Source organism: Desulfosarcina sp. (assembly GCF_046496365.1).
GTDB lineage: Bacteria > Desulfobacterota > Desulfobacteria > Desulfobacterales > Desulfosarcinaceae > Desulfosarcina.
The window spans coordinates 22,760-47,130 of record NZ_JAWOHB010000022.1 but is presented as its reverse complement, the minus strand read 5'-3'; the positions used below and the strand labels follow the sequence as shown (position 1 = coordinate 47,130).

The following is a 24,371-nucleotide window of genomic DNA, read 5'->3' as shown; positions in this document are numbered from 1 at the left end:
GGACCTCACGATGACGGCGGAGGGAGCCTGAAGAGCGCTTCATCGAAGCGGGCATTGGCCTCATAGCGATCGAGCGAAACCGAAGCCCGCTCTCCGGCTGCGCCGGACAACTCAAGTCGCCTGGGCAGGAAAAATCGGTCGATCATCTGCCGTCCGATTACCGTAAGCGTCCAGACCGGATTCCGACGGGTATCGTACCAGACCGACTGCACCGGCCAGAGGGAATCGTCCAGAGTGATTCGCTGACGGAGCCTGCCCCATCTGTCGACCAGATCCACCTGGGGGTTGATGCCGTGGGCATCGGGACTTAGACGGGGCGACAATTCAGCCTCCACGGGAATCCGCCCCACCAGCATCTCCAGCATGTCGCCCACGGTGATGTCTATTCGTATCATGCGCTGCAGACTGCCGCTGCCGAATCGCCATATATGGTATTCACCGGAGGGGTGCAAGACCAGGAAGAAGTGTTTACCGTCGCTGGCAACGCTGCCGGCCGACCCGCCGAAGGGTGCAAACATGTCTATTCGCAGGCGATCGGTTAACTGACCTGCCATGGCTGCGCGGAAGGATTGCCCCGGACCGCCTGGACCGGAAAGGGTCAGCCTGCCCACGCATTTGAATCGGGTCAGACCGGCGTTGGTTTGTTTCAGCCCGGCGATCAGCTCCTCGGCCACAGGGTCGCGCTGGTGGTCGCGTGGATAAAAACGGGTACATGCGGTTGGCATGGATGCCGACAGGATCAGGGCAATCGCCGCCCATCTCCTTATAAAGGCGCATCTGCGATCGGACGGCGGTCGGTGACGAAGATGGCCAGACACGGTTGTCACAGTTCCAGCAGCCGGATTTTGTTTTCCACGGCCGTTTTGTCGGTGTGCCCGTTTTCAATGGCGCGGCGATAGCTTTGCAAGGCTTTTTCGGCCATGCCTAGTTGGGTGTATACATCCCCCAGATGTTCCTGAACGATTGGATCATCAGGGACCAGACTGGCGGCTTGCTCCAAAAGCGGCATGGCCTTATCATATTCCCCGCGTTTATAGTGAACCCAGGCAAGACTGTCGGTGATGTAACCGTCACCGGGCTTGTGTGCCAACGCTTTGCGAATCAACTGCTCCGCTTCATCCAGGTTGATGCCCATGTCGGCATAGGTATATCCAAGATAATTCAGGGCATTGGCGTTGTCCGGTTCAATCCCGATGACCTGTTTCATCGTGGCAATGCAATCTTCTTTTTTTCCCCATTTGTCGTAAACCACCCCCAACCGGAAATAAAGGCGTCCGTTTTCCGGGTTCAGTTCAATGCCGTCTTTAAGTGCCTGTTCAGCCGCTTCGTATTCCTCCACCTGCTCATAAAACGATCCCAGATAGAGGCGAAATTCCTGGTTTTTGGGATCCTTTTGTATGGTTTCCAGGAGGAAATCGATGGCTGTCTGAAGCTGCTCCATCTCCTGGTATAGCAGGGCCGCGTGGACCGCTGCGTTCTGGAAGAAACGCGATTCAGGGGCCACCTTTTTCAACCGCTCGATGGCCGCATCCTTTTTTCCCATGCCATCCAGGGCCACACCGGCCAGATAATTGAGGTCCGAACTGTCCGGTAAGTCCTTAATCATCCCCTGGATGATAATATTTGCCGCTTCATAATCCCTGGCATCAAGGTAGTTCTTAACCAGGATCCGGATGATTTCCTGATCTTCCAGACTCATTTGTCCCAGTGATGAGAAAATCTGCTGGGCTTTTTTCTTCAATCCCTGCCGATAGTACGCATGACCCAGGGCCATGCGCGCCTGGATATTGTCGGGATCATGTTTTAGAATGTCGTTATATACCGATGCGGCCCGCGCGTATTTTTTGTCGCCTTCATACAAAGCCCCCAGTTCAAAACGAGATTCAAGCAAGTCGGGCTCCAGCACCAGCGTTTTTTCAAAATATGCCTGAGCCGCCTCGGTATCACCGCCAATGGCACTGATACGGCCCAGAAAAAAATACCCGGCATAGGATCCCGGAAAAGAATCGACCAGTTTTTGATATACGGATTTGGCAGCCTCCCAGTTTTCCTGGTCCATATAAATACCCCCCAATTGCAGATAAATATCCTGTTGGGACGGGTTCAGGGCAATGACGCGCGAAAACGCGTCAATGGCCTTGGGTTGATCGTTGACACTCTGGTGAATCCGACCGGCCAGAATCAAGGTTTCCAAATCATCCGGATGATTGGCCAGGATGTTGTCCAAAAGAGCGATGGCTTTGGATGTATCTTTTTTCATCAGCCACAGACCCGCCAGTTCACGCCGCAGATAGACCGAAGCCGGGTCCAGTGCCAGCGCTTGTTGCATGACCTCGATGGCAGCATCCAGATTTCCTTTCCGAAGGTTCAGATGCGCCTCGGAAAACAGGTAATAGGCATTGACCGGCCGGTCCCGGGCTTCGGTTACCGGTTTGCGATTCGACACCGGGGTACGGATTCCAGTGAGGGTGCAAGCGCTGATAAACATCATACAAAAGATTATGAATAAGTATGTAACACCCTGTATTTTCATTTTTTATACTTTCTGGAAAATAACCTGACCGGGCAGACAGCCGGACCGTATGGTCAAGGATATGGGGTTGAAGCCGGGCAGCCGTGTTGGCATCAGGAACGATCAGGAGACACCTTCGGTGTAGGATTCAAAGTCTGGAATTTCCTTTTTAAAGTAGTCTCTCATCTTCTTGACGACATTTTTTTCGACCTGTCTCACCCGCTCACGGGATATGCCGTATTTATCGCCGATCTCCTGCAGGGTTACCGGACTGTCAGAGAAGATCCGTTTGTCGAATATCTCCAATTCACGGTCGGTCATCTGGGTCCTGAATTCCGCGATTTTTTCGTTAAGCAGCGATTCCATCTCCTTTTTGGCCACCGCCTCCTCGGCAGATTCGGATTCCGTACTCATGAATTCGATCCGCTCGGTATCGGAATCTTCCTTAAGCGGTGCATCCAGGGAGATGTCCCAACCGTCCAGACGTTGATCCATGTCCACAATTTCACGCTCGGAAACACCCAACCGTTGGGAGAGCAGTTTGGGCTTGGGATCGAAGCCCTCTTCGATAAGTTTCTGTTTTTCTTTCTTTAACTTGAAAAAAAGTTTGCGCTGCCCCTGGGTTGTGCCAATTTTAACCAGGCGCCAATTGTCCATAATGAATTTGAGGATATATGCTTTTATCCAGAAGGAGGCGTAATAGGAAAATTTGACATTTTTGTACGGGTCAAATTTTTTCACTGCCTGCATTAAACCGATATTGCCTTCCTGAATCAAATCCAGCAAATTCTGCATCCATACACGCTGAAATTCGAGCGCAATTTTCACAACCAGGCGCAGGTTTGAAGTAACCAGGCGGTAGGCGGCATCGTGGTCGCCCTGTTCCTGTACCCGTTTGCCTAGCGAAACCTCTTCCTCCCGCGTCAACAGATTGTACCTGCTGATCTCAGAAAGATAACGCTGAAGCGGGTCATACTTGACCAGGGATTTATCACTGAGACGCGTCTTTATCCCTGCACTGTTATGTTTTTCCGAACTGCCGGTTGATTTTTTTTTATCCGTTTTCATTCCCCTACCCGGATTGTTGGAATGTTGGAAGATCGGTAATGGCGGCTGTCAGCTGTTGTACAGTCCTTTTTTGTATGGACTTTTTACCGCCATTATGTTAGGGACGCCATTTGTTTCAGCGCCTGTAGCTCAGTTGGATAGAGCAACGGACTTCTAATCCGTAGGCCGCAGGTTCGAATCCTGCCAGGCGCGCCAAATATCAGATTGCCTCAAATTTTTCATGAGCCTCCGCGATAACATCCCGGAGGCTTCTGCTTTTTAAATGCCGGCATTGGACCGAGGCGCGAGGCGATGCGGTCTTGGACTGAACCCAAGGCCAGCATCACCGCATGGCCACGATCCCATTATCGTCACAATCTAGCTTTTTAACATCATTTTCAGGATTTCACAATCCGTACTGGCGTCTTATTGATACCAGCGGCTGGGGCAGGCCCGTATAGGGGCAATGTAGCATCACCCCCTTACCGGCAGATGATCGTTTAATTACCAAATGGTAATATGCCGGCGGGTTAAAAAGGAGTGGGTGCGGTGGATCGCCATTTACAGCCGGTGGTGGCGCAACCGCTTTGACACTGCGGAATGTAAACACGTGGTCCCTCCGGTTGGAAGGCAAAGGTGTGTCCGATGGCGACGGTGATTGCGACCGTGCGGGTTTATTCCACGGGTCTGAGTTTAAGGATATTTTTGGCCCGCTCGATCAGTTGCTCTCCTTTAAACGGCTTGACGATATAATCCTTGACCCCCATTTTAACGATCTGCATGACATTTTCCTTGCCCGATTCGGCGGTAAGCATGATCACGGGGATATCTTTTAAATCGCTTTCCGCTTTGAGTTTGCCGAGCATCTCGATGCCCGTCATTACCGGCATGGTGATATCGAGGATTATCAGATCCGGCATCTCCTTGGCGGCGATAGCCAGGCCTTCCACCCCGTTTTCGCCTTCATAAAGTTCGCAATTATAAGGTTTAAAGGCCTTTTTGACGATCATCCGAATGGTTTTACTGTCATCAACCGTAAGGATCTTGTACGCCATCACTTACCTCCGGGGTTCGATTCCATTTGTTTCAGTTACTTTCGATTTATTAGTATCGGTTTCGCTGTTGGATTCTTTAGCCGATTATAAAAAAACAGGCCCGCCCCCATCCAGAGGACCGCAGGGGGATCGAACAGCCGGCCGTTGGCGTCCAACGGTGTTCAGCCTGCATTCAGCAGTGCATTTATCCGATCCAATTTCATGCCAAAACCATCAATCACACCTTGAATTACCGAGTCCTGCAGGCCCAATGACCGGCCGATAAGCTGATCTTCAGGATAAGACTGGTCATCCACACCCTTGCCGATCTCCAATTTGCGGCACATGGCATCTGCCAGGTGGACGATGGATGCTTCCAAAAAACATCCGTCTGCTTCCAAGGGGTTGTGGTGATACCTGATAATACATTGAAGCGCCGGCGGGAAATGCCACTTTCCGGCCAGCATTGCGCCTACCTCGGCGTGGTCGATTCCCAGGACCTGCTTTTCCGCGACCCTGAAAGAAATGCCATGGGTATCAACACGGTTGAGAATTTGTTCAATTGTCGATTTGACATGCTGGTTCAGCACCAGTTTGCCGATGTCCCGCAGCAGGGAACCGGTAAAACAGAGGCTGTTGTGTTTCAGGCCTTTGATTTGCGCCAGGTCAGTGGCCATGATCGCGGCGGAAACTGCACTTTTCCAAAGCTCCCCGTTAGATAAATCGTACCCATCATGGGATCCATGGAAACTTTCTGCGCAGCTGATCAAAAGAACCAGATCGATGACCTGCCGCATTCCGAGGTAGACAATCGCCTGCCGGGCATCATCGATTTTACCCGGCAGACCGAAATATGCCGAGTTGGCCAGTTTCAATACATTCGCCGTCAATGCCGGTTCGTGGCAAATGATCGTGCTTAGATCGGACATGCCGCAATCGGGGTCATCCAGAAGCGTCATGACTTTTCCAGCTATATCCGAAACCGGTTTTAATTGATCGATCTCTGCAAGGATTGGCGCTAGCATAGACATGGTTTACTGCTTCACTTTCCGCGACCAGGTGCCCCTGTTCCCGGTTTGGGGCCCTGCGCCTCAGGCATCGCCTCGCCCGCGTTGGGGGTACCGACCTGGTGGGTCAACAATTCTTGGAGTCTGGCCGCTTGTTCCCCATCAAGATCCTTAAATTGAAGAATATGGGTATGGTTTTGGGGGATTAGGTGCGTGTCCCCGTCCGCAGATCTTGCCGGAACACGTACAAAAGGAATGTTGTGAAGATAGATGCCCTGCTCCGCCATCAGCAGATCGAGTTCTAAATGATCGTCATCGGGTACAACACGGGTGGTGCTGTCGAAGGCAACCCCACCCAAACCCACGTCTTTGATCTGTCCCATGACTTCCGGTTCGGATTTGTATAGGACCATGGCAATCTCCCCGATACTCATTAGCGAATGGTTGCGCAGCCGATCCAATTCATTTCTTAAAATGACAAATGCGCCGCGAGGCATGCAATAACGCTTATGTGCTCGACGTTCAACCAAGGCGTCCCCCTAAACGTAGTCTTTTGGGTTTTGAATTCCCAATTTATGTAAGCAAGAATTTTGCCAGGCCACCTTCACACGATGGTAGACAGTAATACGGTTACATTGTCTTTTCCACCGGCTTGCTTGGCCAGTCGGATCAGCGCTGCGGTCTTTTCACGCAGACTTCCTTCTGCGCGCAGTGCGGCCAGCACGGCGATCTCCTCGATCATATCGGTAAGTCCGTCGCTGCAGAGCAGGAACAGGTCGCCGGGATTTTTCTTCCCTTTCAGGATGTCCAGGGCAACGCTGGCGTTGACACCGACGGCCCTGAGGATCACGTTGCGCATGGCGTGGTGCCGCGCTTCTTCCGGACTGATGAGTCCTTGGTCCAGTTGTTCCTGAACCAGCGAGTGGTCTTTGGTCAGTTGTTTGAGGGTGTTGTTTTTCAGCCGGTAGGTTCTGGAGTCGCCCACATGGCCAATGATGAAACTATTTTTGGAAAACGCCAACAACTCAGCGGTGCATCCCATGCCCTGGTCATGGGGGTTGCGGCCGACGTGCTTGAGGATTTTTTCGTTAGCCAGCTTAAAGGTGGTCTGCACGCGTGCGATGGTGTTTTCTTCGGACAATCCGTCATGACCGGCAAACACCGCTTTTGCCGTATCGGCAAATATTTGACTGGCCACCTCCCCGGCGGCGGCTCCGCCCATGCCATCGGCAACCAGGCAATATTGTCCTGCTTCACTGATAAAAAATATATCCTCATTATTGGTGCGGACATTGCCCACATCCGTGGCACCGTGATAAATGACCATCGACGAGTCCTGTGACACCGTTATTTTACCTTTCTCATCTTTCGGTTGGCGGAAAAATCGGTCCGTGATGATTGGGTGCTGACAAAATTACATCTTGGGGGCCGCCGTTGACTGGCTTGAGGCGCCAGGCTCCGGTTCCGGCTTCTCAAAGTTGGTCCGCATGAACATTGCCAGGTCGGAAGCATCGTAAGTGATTCCCAGATGATTTTTAAGCTTAAACAGATCATCGTGCAGTTCCTGGGCGCTCTGGTACCGTCTCACGGTTGATTTTTCCAGGCACTTCATAACGATGTCGTTCAACCCCTGGGGGATATCGGGTCTTTGATCGATAATCGGTGCTATGGTCATCTGCGGGATGGTTCGGATGGCTTCAATATCGTTGGCGAATCGATAGAGCCGACTGCCCGAAAGAATCTCATAAAAAACCAGCCCGAGCGCATAGATGTCAATCTGATGATTGACCGCCTGCCCCATGGCCTGCTCGGGGGAAAGGTAGGAAAGCTTTCCCTTGATGACGCCGGCCTGGGTCAACGACGGTTCAGATGTGGCCTTGGATATGCCGAAGTCGCTGAGTTTGACTTCACCGTTCAGGGAGATAAGTATATTCTGGGGGCTGATATCCCGATGGACGATGTTCAGCGGCTTGCCGGTCTTGTCGTCTTTACGGGAGTGGGAGTACTGCAGGCCATTGCTGATTTTCAGAACCAGAAACACGGCCATATCCACCGGCAGGCCCTTTTTCAAAAAACCCATGACTTCTGCCAGGTTCTTGCCGTTGACATACTCCATGGCGATAAAATAGGCATTCTGAATTTTCCCAAAATCGGCGATTTGGACCACATTGGGGTGCTGCAGAAGTGCGGCCAGTCGAGCCTCTCGGATAAACATATCAATAAAGTCGCGGTTGTCAGCCAGATGGGGCAGCACCTTTTTTACTGCAACCGTCTTTCGAAAACCGTCTTCCCGAAGGTAATCGGCCAGATAGAGTTCGGCCATGCCCCCTTGAGCAATCTTTCGGGTTAACAGATATGGCCCGATCCGGGTCATGCCTGCCATGGCTTTTTGCCGCTCCATCTTCCGACTTTCAAGGGTTCGCTCCAGCAGGAAAAGCAAGCCGGCGGTGAGGGCCAGGCTGGAAATCAGAAACAACACCATGAACAGTTGGTGGGATTTGACTGTCGATGCCAGCCTTTGCCCCCCCCAGGCAATGGATACCTTTCCGATTTTGACCCCGGAATAGGTAACGTCGCTTTTAAAAACCATGACCGGGTCCTGAGCATCAGTCTTTCCCGAAGCGATTTTAACGCCGTTGATGGTGTCGACAACGGTTTCCGCGTTCACAGGTTCCAACTGGCGGTTGATTTTAATCGGATTCGAATGGGCAAGGACCCTGTCCTGATGATCAAGAACTGCGGCGAAAAGGATTTCAGGGTTTTTCATCACCTCACGGATGGCTACATTTAAAGAGAGGATGTCAGTTGCCAGAATAGAGGCGCCACTCTTGTCAGCCAAACCCAGAGCCTGATCAACCCCCTTGCTGAAAAAAGCCTTTTCCGCTGTGGCTGTTTTACCCTGAAGGGTGAAAAAAACGATCAGATTGATAAGCAGCCAGACGACCACGCCCACAGCGACGTGTCTTTTCATCGCAGAGCCGGACATGAAAGACTTGACCTTCCCGCTGACGGAATGGATGGTTATGGCTGACAGTTGTTTCATCCACATCATTGTCGTCGATGCTTTCTCACCTGCAGGCATGTGCACACTCCTTCGGGTCCGGTTGACCGGCTGGCATAAAAACGATCCAGCAGTTGAGCCGTGGGGTTAGGGAGGCGTCTCAATCACCAGCCAATTTTTTGATGATGTCTGCGCATCGGTGGATCATTTGCCGACGAAGCCACCCCAGATCTTCCCGGCGAGATATTTCGCGAAGGTTCACCCCGCGGGCGAAGCGCAGCTCCGTCGCCCCTATTTTTTCAGTCGCCATCCGAACGACCGGATATCGGTCCAGGTTGGCCTCGAGCAGAAAAGAGTGGTTCAGCGGTTTGTGGCTGCCGCAAACCGGACAAATCACTTCCCGGCCGTCGGCCGGGATGCCATTTTTACCTGTCCACCGGTGGATTCGCTCGGACAAGGCCGATTTTAACGGATACAGGCCGTTGAAATCGATCAACAGCAGCACAAAAACGATCAGCATGAAACTGATCAGGGCTGTGAGCACAAATGCCGTAATCAGTCCGTCCGGGCTTTTGGCCTCGATTGCCAGAAACACCTCGCCGATCTTCGTACCGGCATAGCTGATGTCGTTTGAAAAGCAGACTGCCCGGGTGCCGTCGGCCAGTTCATGGAGCCAATAACTGACGCCGTTTTTCATCTTTGATGATTGGGACGACACGGCCAGCGGTTGGTCCGGATTGGTGAAGGCGATGATCTTATTTTTGTGATCAATGATGGAAACATTGACCACCCCATTAATCGTGGAGATATCCTGAACCAGACGCGTCAGTGCGCGCACGTCCCGCTCAAGAAGGGGCAGTCCGGCTTGCTGGGCGCTGGCGTTGGCGGCTTTAATCCCGGTGGCGGTTGCCTGTTCCACCAGGCTCCTTTCCTGGGCGGCAATGAACAGGTATATGAAGACAACCACCACCCACCAGATAAACAGGCAAGTCAACCAGCGGGTCTTTTTGATCCGTCCGGATTTGGCAACAGGCTTCATGTCAGCTTTCCTTGAACTTGTGGTCAATGCATGCAGCCCATATCGGGCAACGTTTCTGGGCCTGGAAATGCTGACCCGCGGCGTGCCATGACGGGCAAACACGGCACCACCGGCCAATCCAGCCAATGGTGTTAAAATTATTATGATACCAATGGATTGTCAAGCAGCTTCTCCGGTTAAAGGGTCAAGCCACGCCGGCCGTGACCCGCGTCGCGCATGCCGGCGGCGAAAATTAAATTCTACCCGAAGACAGCTTGGCGTTGGCCCATCCAATACCGTGGGGCAGGAATTTAAGCTTGCCGGCGGCTATTGAATTTAAAAGGCCGCTATGGTAGGTAAGACAACGTTTTTCTTGAAAGATGGAACGGCGCGGGTCCATTTCGATTGCAGCGCTGGTTCGCGCGGTTGTTCGCAGTTGGCAGCGGAGTTATTGGCCATGGCCCTGTTTGGTTTGCGTTCACATCTCAGCTGTGCCGGCTTTTCCCTCCGCCTGATCGTACTGACCTTTTTTCTGGGCTGTGCCCACCCAAGCGCCATGTTGCCGCCTGTGCAGCGAGATGTATACCGTTCCAGTGAACGGATCCTGCACCGGATCAAGCCCGGTGATACACCCGCGATGCTGGCACAAAAGTATCTGGGGGCCGCGCGGCTGGCCTGGATGGTGGAAGATGCGAATCCCAAGGACGCTTTTAGGCCCGATCGCTTTGCGGTCATTCCCCTGAAGATTAACAATCGTGCCGGCATTACGGACCAGGGATACCAGACGGTTCCCATTTTGTGTTATCACCGCTTCGCTCCGTCTTGTGATTCACCCCTTTGCATGCCTGCCGGCATATTTGAAAAACAGCTTCGTTATCTTAAAGAAAACGGTTACCGGGTGATCGGGCCCGAAGAACTGGTCGAATTTCTGGATTACCGCAAGGCGATACCGCAAAATGCAGTCATGATTTCCATCGACGATGGTTACCGTTCGGTATATGATGTGGCTTACCCACTATTGAAAAAATATGGATTCACGGCCACACTGTTCATCTACGTTGATTACGTGGGTGTTTCCAGCCAGGCCATCACCTGGCAACAGCTGCGGGAATTGAAACGGGAGGGATTCTACATCGGCTCGCACTCAGTGGCCCACAGCGATCTTTCCCAACGGCAGAAAGATGAGGATGACACTGCTTATGTGGCTCGACTGAAAAGAGAGATTTTTCGATCCAAGCAGATCATCGATGAAAAACTGAACCAGGACACACTGATTTTCTCTTACCCTTTCGGCAGACACAACCCGACGGTAGCATCACTGACACGCCAAGCCGGATATAGAATTGCCGTGACCGTAGACCGAGGTAGCAACCCCTTTTTCGCTGACCCCTTGCGATTGCGACGCGATCAGATTTTAAAGCGGGACATGGACCGTTTTGCCTCCCGTTTAAAAACCTTTACCAACTTTCCGTTACAGTGAGAATATCATGAAACACAAACACATATGCGCCGGGATGGGGTTGATTCTGATGGTTCTATGGAGTTGTCAGCCGTTCCGTGCTCCCCGGGAGATGAGCAAGCAGGCCAAGACCTACATCGAACAGGCCCAGGCCTATGAAAGTCAGGGCAATCCGGTGGAAGCCCTTGAACAGTTCAAACTGGCCCAGACGATCGACCCGCAGGAACCGATCGTGATCGAAAGCATCACCCGTCTTGAAAAGCAACTGGATGATCTTGCCGAGACTCACTATCAAAACGGCCTGCGATACAGAGACAAGGGCAGATGGGAGTTGGCCAAAAAGGAGTTTCTCAACACACTCCGCTATCGACCGGAACATGAAAAAGCTGCCGCCATGCTTCAGCAGCGCCACCCGGCGGAGGCGACCAAGTACATCACCCATGAAATCGGGCCCGGTGAAAGTGTTTCCAAGCTGGCACTCAAGTATTACGGCGATTACAAGAAATATCACCATATCGCCAATTTCAACAACATGTCAGATGCGACCCAGGTGAAGGTGGGCCAGAGGATACTGATTCCGGCCATTGACGGCGTGGACATTGACGACCTGATGCGGATCAGCACCGGCTCCCCCGTGCAGCCGCCATCGGAAAAAGCGGAATTTAGCGTGCATCAAATCAAGCCAGGCGAAAGCCTGTCCAGGGTTGCCGAAATTTATTACGGCGATGCCAAGCTGTTTCGGGTAATCGCCGCATACAACGGCATCTCGGATCCAACCAGCGTCAAGGTGGGACAGAAGGTCAATGTGCCGCGACTGGATCAAATGGCATCGTCAGGGTTGACCACCGCAGCCAAGCCGGCGCAAGCACACCCTTATACCCCGGAGGCGGATGAAGCAGAAGCCGCTGCCGACAGGTCAGAACCACAAACGCAAACAGGGCAGCCGGATGCGAATGGACCGGTCGATCAGGTGGCGCAGTATCGCGAGACAGGCATTGCCCTGTTCAATGAGAAGAAATATGATGACGCCATCCTCGAATTGAAAAAAGTACTCAGCGCCTCCCCGGAGGATGCTGATGCCATCGGCTATGTCTCCCGGGCATACGTTGAACTGGGCAGAGGGCATCTCACGGCGAATCGGTTCAATGAGGCCAAAACCGCATTCACCACGGCCCTTGATTTCGACGACGACTGCCGGGAGTGTGTTGACCTGCTGGATCAGTGCCGCGAAATTGAAGCCGAATTCTTGGGAAAAGAAGGCCAAGGCTACCTTCAGAAAAATCAGATCGACAAGGCCATATCCACACTCGAACGGGCCGTGGCGTTGAATCCGGATGACGGGGCGACAACAGCGCTGCTGTTTCAGACCCTCTTCCAAAAGGCCCTTGTCCTTTATAACCAGAATGATTACCTGGCAGCCAAAACCGGTTTTACAAAAGCTGCCGCCGTCAAACCGGATTGCAGCGAATGCAAGCAGTACATAGAAGCCAGCCTTCAAGAATACAAGGCCTTTCACTATAACGAAGGCATTGTCTTTTTTGGTCAGCAAGATCTGAAAAAGGCCATTTCAGCGTGGGAAAAAGTCGCTGCGGTGGATCCCGGCTACAAGGACGTTCAACAGAACCTGAGAAAGGCAACCCTGTTGAACGAAAATCTGGAACGGATAAGAAAAAGCACCGCTGAATGAGGCCGATAAGGATGAAAACCCCTTGACATCAGCCACGCCTTTGCGACTATAGTCGGCTGAAATTGAAGCCACCCCGCGGCCAGCCGCAGGGAATGTTTTGCCTATAGCGGCAGTGCTGCGCAGCACCGCAAGGATACACAGTCGTTTTTCAGTTCGCTGGCCAACCCCGCCGCAAGCGGCAGGGAGTGAGCTCGGTGTCGCGGTTCAAGGCCGCCGCGTCGTGTGAAAGCGTAACCCAGAACCGATACATGCGGGTGGGACAACATGCCCCAAATACCGAACATCACCGTCCAACTGGTTCATATCCAGGGCCCAATGAAAGGGCAGATCCAGGATTTTACCCAATTTCCCGTTCAAATTGGTCGCCACTCCTCGTGCCAGGTCCGTTTCGAGAAAGACCTGACAACGATTTCCAGACGGCATGCACGGATTGAACGACAAGGCAACCGGTTCCGCATTGTCGATTCAAGCACCAACGGCACCTACATCAACGGAAAACGAATTGCCGACGTTTACCTGCGGGACGGCGATGTGATCACCTTTTCCGAAAGTGGTCCCAAGGCCAGCTTTTTAACGAAAATTGAAGCGCTCGATGCACCCATGCCCACCGCCCCGTCGATAAAAACAGCGCAACCGGCGGCACCGATTCAACCGCAGATGTCATCGCCTGCTGGTGTGCCTCAACAGATGGCTGAGGCAGCCCATCCAGCGCCGCCGCACCCCAGTCCGAATGAACCCGGACTGACGGTGGGACCGGACCTGGACGTTCCGGTGGTCAGCACCAACGCACCGCTGGTGATTCAGTTCGGTCCGACCCTTCAATCCTATAACCTTTTGCCGGTGACCGTCGGCACCGATCCGGCGTGTGATTTCGTGATCGCCAACAGCGTGCTCTCCGGACGCCACCTGCAGATATTTTTTAACGACAACGATTACTATGCCAAGGATCTGACGGGAAGGAAAATGATCACCATCAATGGGCGCCCGGTTGGAACCCAAGCGGTACTGGCCCAGGGGGCTGAATTGTCGCTTTCCGACCACGGACCCAAATTCCGGTTCCTTGGTGGTGGCCGGCTGGCGGAGTTACCGGATGTGGTATCGGAACCCCTGGAAAAAACCGATGCCGACCCCAATCTTCAGGGATCGGACAGGGGTCTGCCAACGGCTGAAAAAAAGGGTAGAAAGGCCAACTCCCTGTTTAAAAACTTCTTCAGTTAACCCCTGGGAAACCGGCGGTGGTGCCAAGGATGTCCACATCGACAAAGCGCGCCGGCCCTCCTGCCCCCGGTTGAATGCGTCCCGATCCGAAAAGGGCCGCCCAAAGCCTTCCACGCGCTTATTTGTCTCTTGAACTATGGCGAAACGATCACCTTGGTCTGGCTGGGAGCCACCTGGGCCCCTGCCGGCATGTTGGCATTCATGCCGTTGTGGCTGGACATGGAGGTCAGGTGTACGCAGGGATGGCCCTGGATTTTAACTTTGGCGCTACCCTTTTTATAGGTCACTTTGCCCATGTTCATTCCTGACATCACCCCCTTGTTCACACCGGCCTCATCGCCCATGGAACGAGAGATTTCCGATTTTGTGGTCACCACCGGTTTACCCGCAAATTTCACTCTGGTCGCCGTTTTTTTGGCCTGGTTGACCATGCCGGTGTTGGGGTATGGTATGGGTACCGGACTCGGTGACGGGGGCGCCGGGGTCAGACAGGTGTCAGGTATCGCAAAGGTGTTGCCGCCCTGGGTGGTCGAAGCTGGAAATATGGCTGGCATGGCCGATCTCCTGAAATTACGGAGTTAAAAACAGATCGTGACAATAACATGTTGACTCAACCCAGATGTATCTTTTCCGCTTTTATCTTGAAATCCTGTTCCGATTTCATGATCGTTTTCTGAGCTTTCATGTGACTTGTTTTTTCTATCAGCGTCCGTTGACGCCCCGCCTTCAACTGGCTCAATTCCGATACCGTCCGGTATACGTTTTTCGCTTTGGTCATCACCGTATCAGCGACGGATTCAAATTTGCGGGAAATGGATTGAATGTTGCCGAATCTTCCTATCAGCTGCTTGCCTGCGATCCGGGTCTCCTGCAGAAAAAGCTGGGCGCGCTGCGCAATCAGTTCCATTACCGGTGAAGCCAGCTGCAGCTTTCTGGCATTCATGGCGATGACCGGCCCGGCGCCACCATTGGGATCCCGAACACCCATATGGATATCGTTTCTGGCGTTCACAGCCACATGGTCGCCATCCATGTGGATATCCTTGGCGGAATGAAAAACAATGCTGCCATTGGTCGCAGTGAATTCCAAATTACCCGACGCCACATTGACTTTTACGGTTCCAGTCGGGGAATGGTAATCTATCAGCAGTTCATTTTCCTTTGAATACAACTTCAAGGATTCATCGGCCAAAGAGCGGTCGACCCGGGCATAGGCCCCATTGGCCAGTCGGATCTGTTCTGATCGGCTCGTGTTTCCGGTTTTACATGACAACACGCCGACAATATACGCGCGACCGCTGCCGTCGGTCATGGTCAGGACTTCATCACCGGGTTCAAGCTCCGGACGCGGAAGAACCGCCAGGCGGGCATCTCTGTCTATCGATCCGCCCGGCCGGCATACGCGAATGTTGCCATGCGGATCGCAATTTCCCATTACAATGGCGGGTTCGATGGCTGTGGCCATGGCGGGCAGTGAAACGATCGTCGCGGTATGTGGCATTTTGTTTCTCCTTAAAAGCGCGTATCCCACCAGTGCAGCGGGTTGGCTGAACGGAATTAGGCACTATGTCTGCGGAACCGGGGGTGTCCACAGTTCAGCCTCAGCCCGGTCCTTGTCGGTGTTTTCAACCAACTTCCGGTTGGCTCCCCGCCAACGGGCACCCCGATCATTGATCATGTGAAGCGTTGCCTGGAGCAAATTGGCGTGGGACAAATCGGCATCCTGCAGAATCGCATATGAAAAATCGCCGTAGGGTGCTGATGCGTGCCTAAAACTGGCCCGAACGAGGTTAGACCGGGTGAACTCGACCCGGTCCATTCGTGCAGCATCGAAAACCGCGTCAGCGGCAGTCGCATCGGCGAAACAGGCGCATCTTAAGTCGGCCGCCTGAAATGCGGTGCCCAACAAAATGGCTTCCGAGAAATTCGCCGTGTGGCAATTGGCTTGTTTCAGGCTCCCACCGGACAGATCGGACTTGGTGAAGTTGACCTGTCTGCAGTTGGCCTTGTCAAGTATGGTGTTGTTCAGGTTGCTGTTTTCGAAATCGCAGTCGGTAAAATCGCACCCTGACAGGTCCATACCTTCAAAGCGGGCATTTTTCATTTCACAGGTATTCATGATCGTTGCTGATAAAATTACCCGTGTAAAATCGACCGCCTCGAAATCAGTGCCTCTGATTTTAGATCCGCTAATGTTCATTCCTTCAAAATTGCACTGGCCCATGTCACACCCATCAAGAACGGCGCCAGTAAAATTGGCATCTTTTAGGCGCGCTTTTGTAAACACTGCATCTGCGATAAGCGATCGCGAAAAATTGGCGCCAGTGAGATCCGCCCCGGAAAAATCGGTGTCATTCAGCTGGCAGCCGACAAATTTGGCATTTTGTAGGTCTGCCCCCGAAAAATCGGCGGCGGACAGATCCATTCCGCTGAAATCGATTCCGGAAAGTCGGCAATTGGTAACGGAAATATTTTCAAGGCTGGATTTAGAAAAACTGGCGTTGGTCAGATCCGAGTCTGCAAACACGGCATCGGTCAGGTTGCGATAGGACAGGTCGATGCCGGTTAGGTTGCACGCGAAGAACTGGCACCGCTGCATATTGGCAGGCAGTTGTTTTACCTGCCGCAGATCCGTATTCTGAAAGACCACTCCCTGGAAGTTGGAACTGCCAAAATCGCATCCTTCCAATTGGCAAGCGATGATCTGGCTATCCGTCATATGCGATGTCGTAAAGCAGGTATCGGTCAGGTTGGAATGGTCAAAAACGGTTTGATTGAGGCAAGCACGGCTGAAATCGGTGGCAGACAAATCACATTGGGAAAAGCGGCTGTCTTCGAGATTGGCTTCAAAAAATGTGGCCTGTTTCAGCATCGTTTTCTCAAATTCACAGCGTTGGCCGGAAGCGCCAGAAAAATCCGCATGGCTGAAGTTGCTGACCCCTTCATTGAAACCCAGAATGCCGAGGTCTTTAAGCTGATCCATGGCAAACCCAGGCAGTTCCAAGTGTTCAAATGAAACCATCACCTGGGATGAGTCCTCCACAGGAACGGTATCTGAAAAAGCCACCATCCCGGTAAGGACGCCCCGTTTAAAATTGACGTGGCGTGCGATGGTGTTGACAACAACGGCACCTGAGAGATCGGCCCCGGAGAAGTTTGCTCCATCGAGCACGCATTTGTTGAAAAGGATATCTGGAAGTTGGGCATTGGATAAATCGATATTCGACAGGTCACAGGCGTTGAATTTGGTACCCAGCAGCTGTGCTTTTTCCAGGTGCAACCCGGCAAGCGTCTCTTCGGAAAAGAGCACCCCGTCGACTGCCTTTCCCGCTTTTAGCTGCTCCAACAATGCTTCAAATTCAGGGATACCGTCCATTGTCACCCTGTTCAACGTTTAACGAGTTTGGTCATCTTGAGGTTGGCACCTTCAAACTGCGTACCGTCAACAAGCGCATTTAAAAATTCTGATCCGTACAGATTGGCCTGTCGGCAATCGCAGCGGGATAAGTCCGCTTTTTCAAAACTGTTCTCAAGGCAATTGGCCAGAATCAGGTCCGCCTTCTTGAGGATTGCCTTATCGAACCGGGCGTATTTCATGTCCACCGCCCGCAGGCGCGCACCGGTCAGGTTGGCCTTGGTGAAGTTCGCGCCTTCCATTTTGGATAACGAGAAGTCAGCATCTCTGAGATCGGCGGCTTCCCATATGGATTCCTTTGCCGATACCTGTTTAAATGAACCGCCGGTAAAGATGCACTTTTCAGACGCCCGCAGCTCGGTGAGGTCGGCGCCATCCATAATCACGCCGGGGCATTTAGCACCGTCCAGGGTTGCTTCTGCCAGATTCGACCCCGACAAATCGGCTTTTGTCAGATTGCTGTCCGAGAAGTCTGCACCGGTCAATGTCGCCTTGACCAAAGTGGCGCCGGTCAGGTCGGCCTCAATGAAACTGGCTCCACCGGCATCCGCCTCCTCGAACCTGGCATCCGTCAACCGTGCACTGTCAAAAACAGCATCTTTTAATATCGCTTTGCACAGATTGGCATGGGAACAATCAGCCTCTGATAAGTCGGCGTCTGTCAACTCGGCTCTTTTAAAACTGGCTCCGGAAAGATTGGCCTTGATAAAAACAGCTCCGGTCAAATCCGCTTTATCAAACCGGGTGTTGGATAGGTCGGCGTTCGAAAAGATGGCCTCCTGCAGGCTGCCACCGCTGAAATCGACACCGGACAGGTCAAGGCCTTCGAGGTCAAGTCCGGCGATATTGTGGGTTGCTTCAAACCGGGCAACAACTGTTTCCCGGGTCATCTCCGCTGCAGGAGCGGCCTCTTGTCCAAACCCAAGTTCATCGAGAATGCGTTTTTCTCTTCCCTTGTCCTCGTCGCTGGGTTGCGGTGGCTTATCCGGATTCATGCCTGAATCAAGCATCGACTGTCTATAAGATGCCTCGGCCGCCGCAAACAACTTGTCGGTATCGTCTTCGATCGCGGGGGCAGGCGCTTCTGGAGGCTCGTCCTCCTCCCACTTTTCATTCTCTTCTTGCAGTCGTTGTTGCAACCGATTTTCATAGTGAGACGTGGATTCGGATTCCTGATCCAATGTTTCCGAGACAATCCAGGTGTGACGTAACGCTTCAAATTCTTCGTCCGCGACCGGTGTCCACCCACGCCATACCAGCACCAGTTTCTCTGCATCCATATCCACCCAAAGTGAATCCAGTTTCATAGGCACTTCGGTAAATGGGTGGGCAGCGCCGGAAACGGTTTCGTCTCTGTTGACAAAACATCGGATGGTTATGCCGGGAAGTTTGGAACGATAGTCAGGGTGGTCTGGATGGAGGTTTTCAAAATATAGCGTCTCGTCCCCGATCAAAAAATCGCTCTGGAGTTCGTCTGGCGACGAATTGAAATACCCCCAATCCATGTTTTCCGCGAACCAGGGCCATCGGGTGTCAAGATATTTCCCCGTGTAGGATCCCAATTTTAATTGGCGCTGATCCCACTCCCTGTGAAGTGGACCGAACCCAGCGGGGTCCAGCCTGGATAACGGCGTGGCCATTTGCTCTCCGGGTCTCATGATATTGGGCAGACGGCGTCTGGCAGTGCCTTTAAGGTCCTTTTGTTTGTCGTATCCCTGTCCCGAGGGATTGTTCTTAAAACCGCTCCCTCCGTAACTGTATTCGTAACGCAGCGGAATTTTATCAAAGGGTTCTGGATCGGTGGCAACCGGGCCGATCCAATGACGGTCTCCATAGACGATTAATGAATGGACCCGGCCACCCACCTGAAAGGTGACCCGGCGAGCGGAAGCCAAGGTGCCTTTAGGCGCATGGCAGTGACCAACCAGACTGAGGTCGGCCCGAGGCTTGAAATATGAAAAATCGGACGCATAACGCGGGCCGCCTTTCATCTCCTCATCGTCTTTATAAAATTCATCACCGGTGGTCATCTGCTGTTCCTGGGAGGCAACCAGGTCGCCGTCCGGCACAAGGTCGAATGTACCTTTGACAATGAGCGTCAGGGAGTGCCCCGGGAATGGAATCCGCCCGGCAATGCAGCCAAAGCTATAAGGGGTATCGTTGATTATTTCCAAAGGGGCAATCCTGTGTTTCTACTCATCGGCAACACCACTGGAAAAGTTACCATGCCGCTGCGACATTTCCGGATGGGCCGCCCGGGGCAGCAAGACCTCAAATGCTTCAGCGAAGTTGCATAATTCGGGCAACAAAGATTCCAACACGGAAGCGGGGATGTACGTCTGCCCGCCGTATTTAAACCTGCACGCGATGCCATGGCGCGAGATATCAAACCGCTGAATGGGACGTGCCCACTTTTTAACGAACCTATCCACGAACTGGAGCGCACTGGACTTTTCTATTAAGGCCGCCGAAATGGCCGGCGTAGCAAAGCGCGTCTTGAAATACTGATCAAAGGCTGCGTTTTCGGTATCGAAGCGAACCATTCCGGTAAATGGGTCGGTATTGTCAGGATCAATCGACGATAAAAACAGATCAGGCGCGGATTTAAAACGAATTTCTATCGTCGCACTGTCGTCCGGTTTGACGGCCACCTGACAGGTCTTGAATACACCGGAGATTTCTCCGATATGGTAATCTAGTTCACCTGGCTTAAAGGCAAGATTCATCTTTTCAGCCAGTCGCGGGTAATCTGCTCTGGCTTCTTTCCAGCCACTTTTGGTCAGATCAATGTAAAACAGTTTCCAAAGCCCCACGTATAGGAGTGAGCCGGCAACGATCAGGGCAATTATCGATACGGCAATTACCTTGACATCCATGTTAAACACCTTCAGGAACTTTTTATGCTTTTGGTAACGAATTCGCCTTTATTAGCGGTCACCTTGCTTCCCTTGATCTGTATTTCCTGGGGAGTGTCGATAACAATTTTGTTGTTGCTCTTAATTGTCAGGACGCCGTTGCCGTATGTATTGTTTATTTCCAAAGTTCCATCAGGTTTGATGCGCACGAAGTTGTTTTTGGAATGCATATAGGCTTGATTTTTATTCACCAACAATTCCGAAGTACCGTCGCCGCCGCTCATCAGCAGATCTTTTTTGGTCCTGTATCTGATATTCCCATCCGACGCCCTGTCTCGGTCTGCAAAGTTTTTGGTGTATTCCCTGGCTTTGTTGATGGTGATCTTTCCCCCGACCAAGGTCTCGTGTTTGCCACCCACAAAGGTTTCAGTTTGCAGCCCGATCGTCTGAGCGCCTTTTGCCCCCCCAAAAAATTCATTGGTAGCTCCCAGAACCGTGAATTTCGCCTCCCCGGAAATCAGATGGCGATTATTGCTGTCCGTTTGGAATTGGATGCTTTTGCCTAACTCGATAAAAGAATTGTGGCTGGGGGATGCCATGCGCATGAATCCTGCCGCCGCATCCAGTACAACTTCATTGCCGTATTTATCTCGGATCTGAATGCCCGCTGCTTCACGCATGAGGATTTCGTTGCCGCAAGCCTGGGTGATTTCGATATCGGGTCCAGAGGCTTTCATATGAATCTTGTTGCCGCACTCCTGTTTTATCTCTATATCGGGGCTGCTTTCGTGCAGGTAAATTTCATTGCCGTTGGCCTGTTTGATCTGAATGTGCTTGTCTCCCTCTTTGTCCTCAATGATAATATCGTTGTCACCCCAGCTGCGGATGACGCTTCGGGTCTTATTTTCGGGCAGTGCATCGCCGGGTTTGTTGTTCCCGTTGTAGACACTGCCGATGATGATCGGCCGGTCTGGGTCGCCTTCGACAAAATCGACGATGACTTCATGCCCGATGTGGGGAATGAACATGGCGCCCCAGCTGGGGCCTGCCCACTGCTGGCTGACGCGAATCCAGCAGGAGCTGTTTTCATCCTTCTTGCCCTCACGGTCCCAGATGAACTGGACCTTCACCCGCCCGAATTCATCCGGGTAGATCTCCTCACCGGACGGCCCGACGACAATGGCCGGCTGGGTTCCCTCGGCGACCGGTTTGGGGGTTTTACGGACCGGGCGGAAAGGCACATCCAGAGGGATGCAGGTGAATTGGTTACGATAGTCGGCCACGCCTTGGGAACCGCCGACATCGATGGGCTCGGTGGCCTGATGGGTCACGGCAGTCAACACGTAGGGTTTGTCGTTCATGTCCGAACGGTAGTAATTCTTCAAATCGAAGGTGTGTCCGCTGCTGAAATCCCGGCATCGGCTGGAGCCGGAAATGGTCGTTACCTGGGCCTCTTCTTCCTGGATACGCAAATTGGCCAGCCGGTCACCCTCATCGATGGTGGTGAATTCGGCGGGATAATCATAGATTTCGCGTTTCCCTGAACCCAGCGGCTGCTGGGTGGAGACTTCGGCTTTTAAATCCGAATTGGGGACTTTGAAGTTGTAATCATTGACGGTATACGTGGCGACGCGGATTTCCTGCTCCATCTCCATTTCAAATATTTTATCTTCACCTTCCAGTGCGAAGGCGTCGACCTGGTATTTTACCTCTTTCTGATTGGGGCATGCCAGGTTGCCATCGGCCGAGTCGGATACGACCAATACATGTTTTTTCTCCTCGTGTCTGAAAAAATAGTACATCCCCTCCTGTTCCATCAGCCGGGAAACAAAGTTGAAGTCGGTTTCACGGTACTGGACACAGTATTCCTTGGGTTCATATGATCCCGCAAGGTTCATTTCATAGTTCACGACTTTCTGGTCTTTAAAAATCTGCTCAATGACATCCGGAATGGACTTGTTCTGGAATATTCTGGAGTCCGCCGTTTGGGTCAACATCCAGAGAAAAGGAACCATTATCGCCGTGTAGTGGGAGAACGTGGGCGCTTCCGACCCGGTTTTCACATCACCGCTCTTTTGAGAAAACCTGGACACCAGTCCATGGAAATAGCGCTCTTTTTCTTCACGGAGTTTGATTCTGACCGTCACCTCCTTGCCGATGATTTTTTTAAAATCGATGGCGTGATTTTCGGAAAAAAGCGCCAGTTCAAATTCATAAAGGCGTGACATTCCCTCACTGCCTGAAAAGCGTGACAACAGCAGTTCGTCCTTGCCCAAGGGTGTATCGATGGCGATCAGTTTATTTTCTTGGGTATAGGCCATGGCATATCTCCTTCCAAGTTATCGGGACTGCTGAACAGCGGAGAAGTTTCGGTTAAACGAAAAAAGTACTGATGCCGACCACGGAAAGGATGCTGTCAGTTGCATGGAATGCAATCCGTATTTTTTAGCAGTGGATCCTTAAATTGTCAATTTTATTATTGTTTTATCGGTTCATCCAATAACTGCGGGGCGGTGGAAATCATGGATTCCATCGCCCCGACAACGGGCGCAACGGTTCGGCGATGGATTGCAGACACGCCAGTCGAATGCGGGGTTGATCTCTAAATGAAACCAGTGGCATGAGTCCTTCTGCGATGATTCTTTCAAGGGCTCTGTCGTTCAAGAAAACCTCTGCACAGGCTTTGTTGGTCATCTCTCCTCGATCCTTCACCAGATGAAGCGGCAGGTCATTCACGTCGCTGATGAACCCCTTCGACCAACGCCACCCATACCTGCCAAATGTGCGGCCAAAGACCAACACCAGCGCAAAAACGGGGTTGGCCCATAGATAGTGTTCATGGTTCACCGGGTCGCGCATCTCCTCAAATGCAAAGGCATCCACCGGGTCGGTCTCTTTTCCGTAGGGCAAGCGCATCATCAACCGTGGAAGTGCCAGTCCGATCCAGTGCGCTTCCGGCATCGTTCTCAGCACCTGCCAGGCGCGCCTGTCGGCCGGGTCAGGGTCGAATGTCCAGTCTGACAAGGCCGGCGCCTCGCCGGAAGACGAACTGTTGACACCACGGGGCGCAGCGGCGCCGACAAAGGGTGCACCAAGTATCTGGCCCAAGGCGCCCAATTGGGCCAGCACAACCGCATCGGCCTTGCTGGGTGAAAAGGTGAACATTCCGGCAAGCAGGGCCCAGGGTGTATCTCCACGGTGCTGTTGGGAAGTCGATGCCAGTCTTTTATACAAGGCGGTGTCCCGCAGATCCTCGTGCGCCGTCAGGTCTGAGGCTATTTCCGTCTTGGAGACGTTCAATAGACAAACCATCACCTTTTCGTCGGTTTCCAGTCGTCGAAGGCAAAATTGCAGCCCGCGCCAAGCCGATTCAACCGCCTGGAAGTCAGGATGGTGCAGGATGCCGCGCATGGTATCGGAGATCGTGCGGTCGACCGCCGCCACCATGGCATCTTGTTTTTTTTCAATATCTGGAGTCAGATGCGGCCTGACGATAGCGCCCAGGAAGCGATCCCAATCGGTTTGTATTCCGGTTGTGCGGCCGCCTGCCGGTTCATGAGAACTGACATCCAAGACCTGATCCAACAAACCGGCGGTCGCCTCTCCTGAAAAATCAGGTTTTTTGGCAACCGGCTTCTGGACCGGGACATCCTCGGGCGCATCGGACGCAAGCGTTGAACCGCCGGACAACCGGGCCTCCGTTTCGGCAAAGGTATCCGGATCCATCAGCCGCTTGCGAACCGCTTTTATCGATTGGAACAGCTTGGTTTGAAAAAAGATCTGTTCCGGATGAAAATCGTCCATATCGTTGAAGGCCAAATGGACGGGTGGCGAGCTGTCCACGGTTACTGGCAGGCGGATGGATACCGCCATTTTCTCCATCAGTGCTTCACGGTTGTCCCGATCCACACGAAAAAGGGGACGTTGGTCAAGATCCGAACCATCGGTTGCGAGACCCCGATTGGCCCTTCCACTGAAATCGCCCATAATCAAAATCTTGAAGGGTGTATCGGATTGTGGTTTTTTGCCGGTATCCCGAAGCCTGGGGGACATGGAAACATCAATGCTGTCAATGGTGATTGAATCCGGCATAGGTCCTCCGCTAATGGTGGGAATAG

General features: G+C 52.6%; 19 protein-coding genes and 1 tRNA gene. 4 read left to right on the top strand and 16 right to left on the bottom strand.

Annotated features, from left to right (window positions below; translation table 11 throughout):
* Positions 1-5: 5 nt before the first annotated feature.
* From R6V78_RS01480 to R6V78_RS01470, 3 genes are all read right to left on the bottom strand, one after another.
* Positions 6-725, bottom strand: a complete 720-nt coding sequence (locus R6V78_RS01480) for a hypothetical protein (protein WP_410287548.1) — start codon at positions 723-725, stop codon at positions 6-8.
* Between the two features lie 98 nt (positions 726-823).
* Complete coding sequence (locus R6V78_RS01475) at positions 824-2,446, bottom strand: tetratricopeptide repeat protein (protein ID WP_410287547.1); 1,623 nt, start codon at positions 2,444-2,446, stop codon at positions 824-826.
* 189 nt (positions 2,447-2,635) lie between these two features.
* Positions 2,636-3,580 (bottom strand): RNA polymerase sigma factor RpoD/SigA, encoded by a 945-nt coding sequence (locus tag R6V78_RS01470; RefSeq protein ID WP_410287546.1) that lies wholly within the window; start codon positions 3,578-3,580, stop codon positions 2,636-2,638.
* Positions 3,581-3,698: 118 nt separating this feature from the next.
* Here R6V78_RS01470 and R6V78_RS01465 point away from each other — a divergent pair.
* Positions 3,699-3,775: transfer RNA gene (locus tag R6V78_RS01465), tRNA-Arg, on the top strand.
* A 458-nt stretch (positions 3,776-4,233) separates the two neighbouring features.
* Here the strand turns inward: R6V78_RS01465 and R6V78_RS01460 are convergent.
* From R6V78_RS01460 to R6V78_RS01435, 6 genes are all read right to left on the bottom strand, one after another.
* Positions 4,234-4,614, bottom strand: a complete 381-nt coding sequence (locus R6V78_RS01460) for a PleD family two-component system response regulator (RefSeq protein ID WP_410287545.1) — start codon at positions 4,612-4,614, stop codon at positions 4,234-4,236.
* A gap of 161 nt (positions 4,615-4,775) precedes the next feature.
* Positions 4,776-5,618: an HDOD domain-containing protein gene (locus R6V78_RS01455; RefSeq protein ID WP_410287566.1), complete on the bottom strand. Its 843-nt coding sequence runs from the start codon at positions 5,616-5,618 to the stop codon at positions 4,776-4,778.
* 17 nt (positions 5,619-5,635) lie between these two features.
* Entirely contained in the window at positions 5,636-6,013 is a 378-nt protein-coding gene (locus tag R6V78_RS01450) for a hypothetical protein (protein WP_410287544.1), read from the bottom strand.
* Between the two features lie 191 nt (positions 6,014-6,204).
* Positions 6,205-6,927 carry a Stp1/IreP family PP2C-type Ser/Thr phosphatase gene (locus tag R6V78_RS01445; protein ID WP_410287543.1) on the bottom strand — a complete coding sequence of 241 codons (723 nt, stop codon included), beginning with the start codon at positions 6,925-6,927 and terminating at the stop codon, positions 6,205-6,207.
* Positions 6,928-7,014: 87 nt separating this feature from the next.
* Positions 7,015-8,682, bottom strand: a complete 1,668-nt coding sequence (locus tag R6V78_RS01440; RefSeq protein WP_410287542.1) for a serine/threonine protein kinase — start codon at positions 8,680-8,682, stop codon at positions 7,015-7,017.
* A 79-nt stretch (positions 8,683-8,761) separates the two neighbouring features.
* Entirely contained in the window at positions 8,762-9,640 is an 879-nt protein-coding gene (locus R6V78_RS01435; RefSeq protein WP_410287541.1) for a hypothetical protein, read from the bottom strand.
* A 436-nt stretch (positions 9,641-10,076) separates the two neighbouring features.
* On the opposite strand from R6V78_RS01435, the gene R6V78_RS01430 reads away from it, so the two are divergent.
* The 3 genes from R6V78_RS01430 to R6V78_RS01420 all read left to right on the top strand — a co-directional run bounded on the left by R6V78_RS01430 (position 10,077) and on the right by R6V78_RS01420 (position 13,983).
* Positions 10,077-11,099, top strand: a complete 1,023-nt coding sequence (locus tag R6V78_RS01430; protein ID WP_410287540.1) for a polysaccharide deacetylase family protein — start codon at positions 10,077-10,079, stop codon at positions 11,097-11,099.
* 7 nt (positions 11,100-11,106) lie between these two features.
* Positions 11,107-12,765: a LysM peptidoglycan-binding domain-containing protein gene (locus R6V78_RS01425; protein ID WP_410287539.1), complete on the top strand. Its 1,659-nt coding sequence runs from the start codon at positions 11,107-11,109 to the stop codon at positions 12,763-12,765.
* 264 nt (positions 12,766-13,029) lie between these two features.
* Positions 13,030-13,983: an FHA domain-containing protein gene (locus tag R6V78_RS01420; protein WP_410287538.1), complete on the top strand. Its 954-nt coding sequence runs from the start codon at positions 13,030-13,032 to the stop codon at positions 13,981-13,983.
* Positions 13,984-14,117: 134 nt separating this feature from the next.
* Here the strand turns inward: R6V78_RS01420 and R6V78_RS01415 are convergent, their stop codons facing one another.
* The 7 genes from R6V78_RS01415 to R6V78_RS01385 form a co-directional block, all read right to left on the bottom strand.
* Complete coding sequence (locus tag R6V78_RS01415; protein ID WP_410287537.1) at positions 14,118-14,537, bottom strand: DUF4150 domain-containing protein; 420 nt, start codon at positions 14,535-14,537, stop codon at positions 14,118-14,120.
* 56 nt (positions 14,538-14,593) lie between these two features.
* A complete protein-coding gene (locus R6V78_RS01410; protein WP_410287536.1) occupies positions 14,594-15,484 on the bottom strand; it encodes a DUF3540 domain-containing protein in 891 nt (296 codons plus the stop codon).
* A gap of 63 nt (positions 15,485-15,547) precedes the next feature.
* Positions 15,548-17,359, bottom strand: coding sequence for a pentapeptide repeat-containing protein (locus R6V78_RS01405; RefSeq protein ID WP_410287535.1), 1,812 nt, complete (start codon positions 17,357-17,359; stop codon positions 15,548-15,550).
* A gap of 11 nt (positions 17,360-17,370) precedes the next feature.
* Positions 17,371-19,572 (bottom strand): DUF2169 domain-containing protein, encoded by a 2,202-nt coding sequence (locus R6V78_RS01400; protein ID WP_410287534.1) that lies wholly within the window; start codon positions 19,570-19,572, stop codon positions 17,371-17,373.
* Between the two features lie 18 nt (positions 19,573-19,590).
* Positions 19,591-20,211 (bottom strand): hypothetical protein, encoded by a 621-nt coding sequence (locus R6V78_RS01395; protein WP_410287533.1) that lies wholly within the window; start codon positions 20,209-20,211, stop codon positions 19,591-19,593.
* A 74-nt stretch (positions 20,212-20,285) separates the two neighbouring features.
* Positions 20,286-22,574 carry a type VI secretion system Vgr family protein gene (locus R6V78_RS01390; RefSeq protein ID WP_410287532.1) on the bottom strand — a complete coding sequence of 763 codons (2,289 nt, stop codon included), beginning with the start codon at positions 22,572-22,574 and terminating at the stop codon, positions 20,286-20,288.
* A gap of 199 nt (positions 22,575-22,773) precedes the next feature.
* On the bottom strand, positions 22,774-24,345 hold the full coding sequence (locus tag R6V78_RS01385; RefSeq protein ID WP_410287531.1) for a type VI secretion system contractile sheath domain-containing protein: 1,572 nt from the start codon (positions 24,343-24,345) through the stop codon (positions 22,774-22,776).
* Between the last annotated feature and the right edge of the window lie 26 nt (positions 24,346-24,371).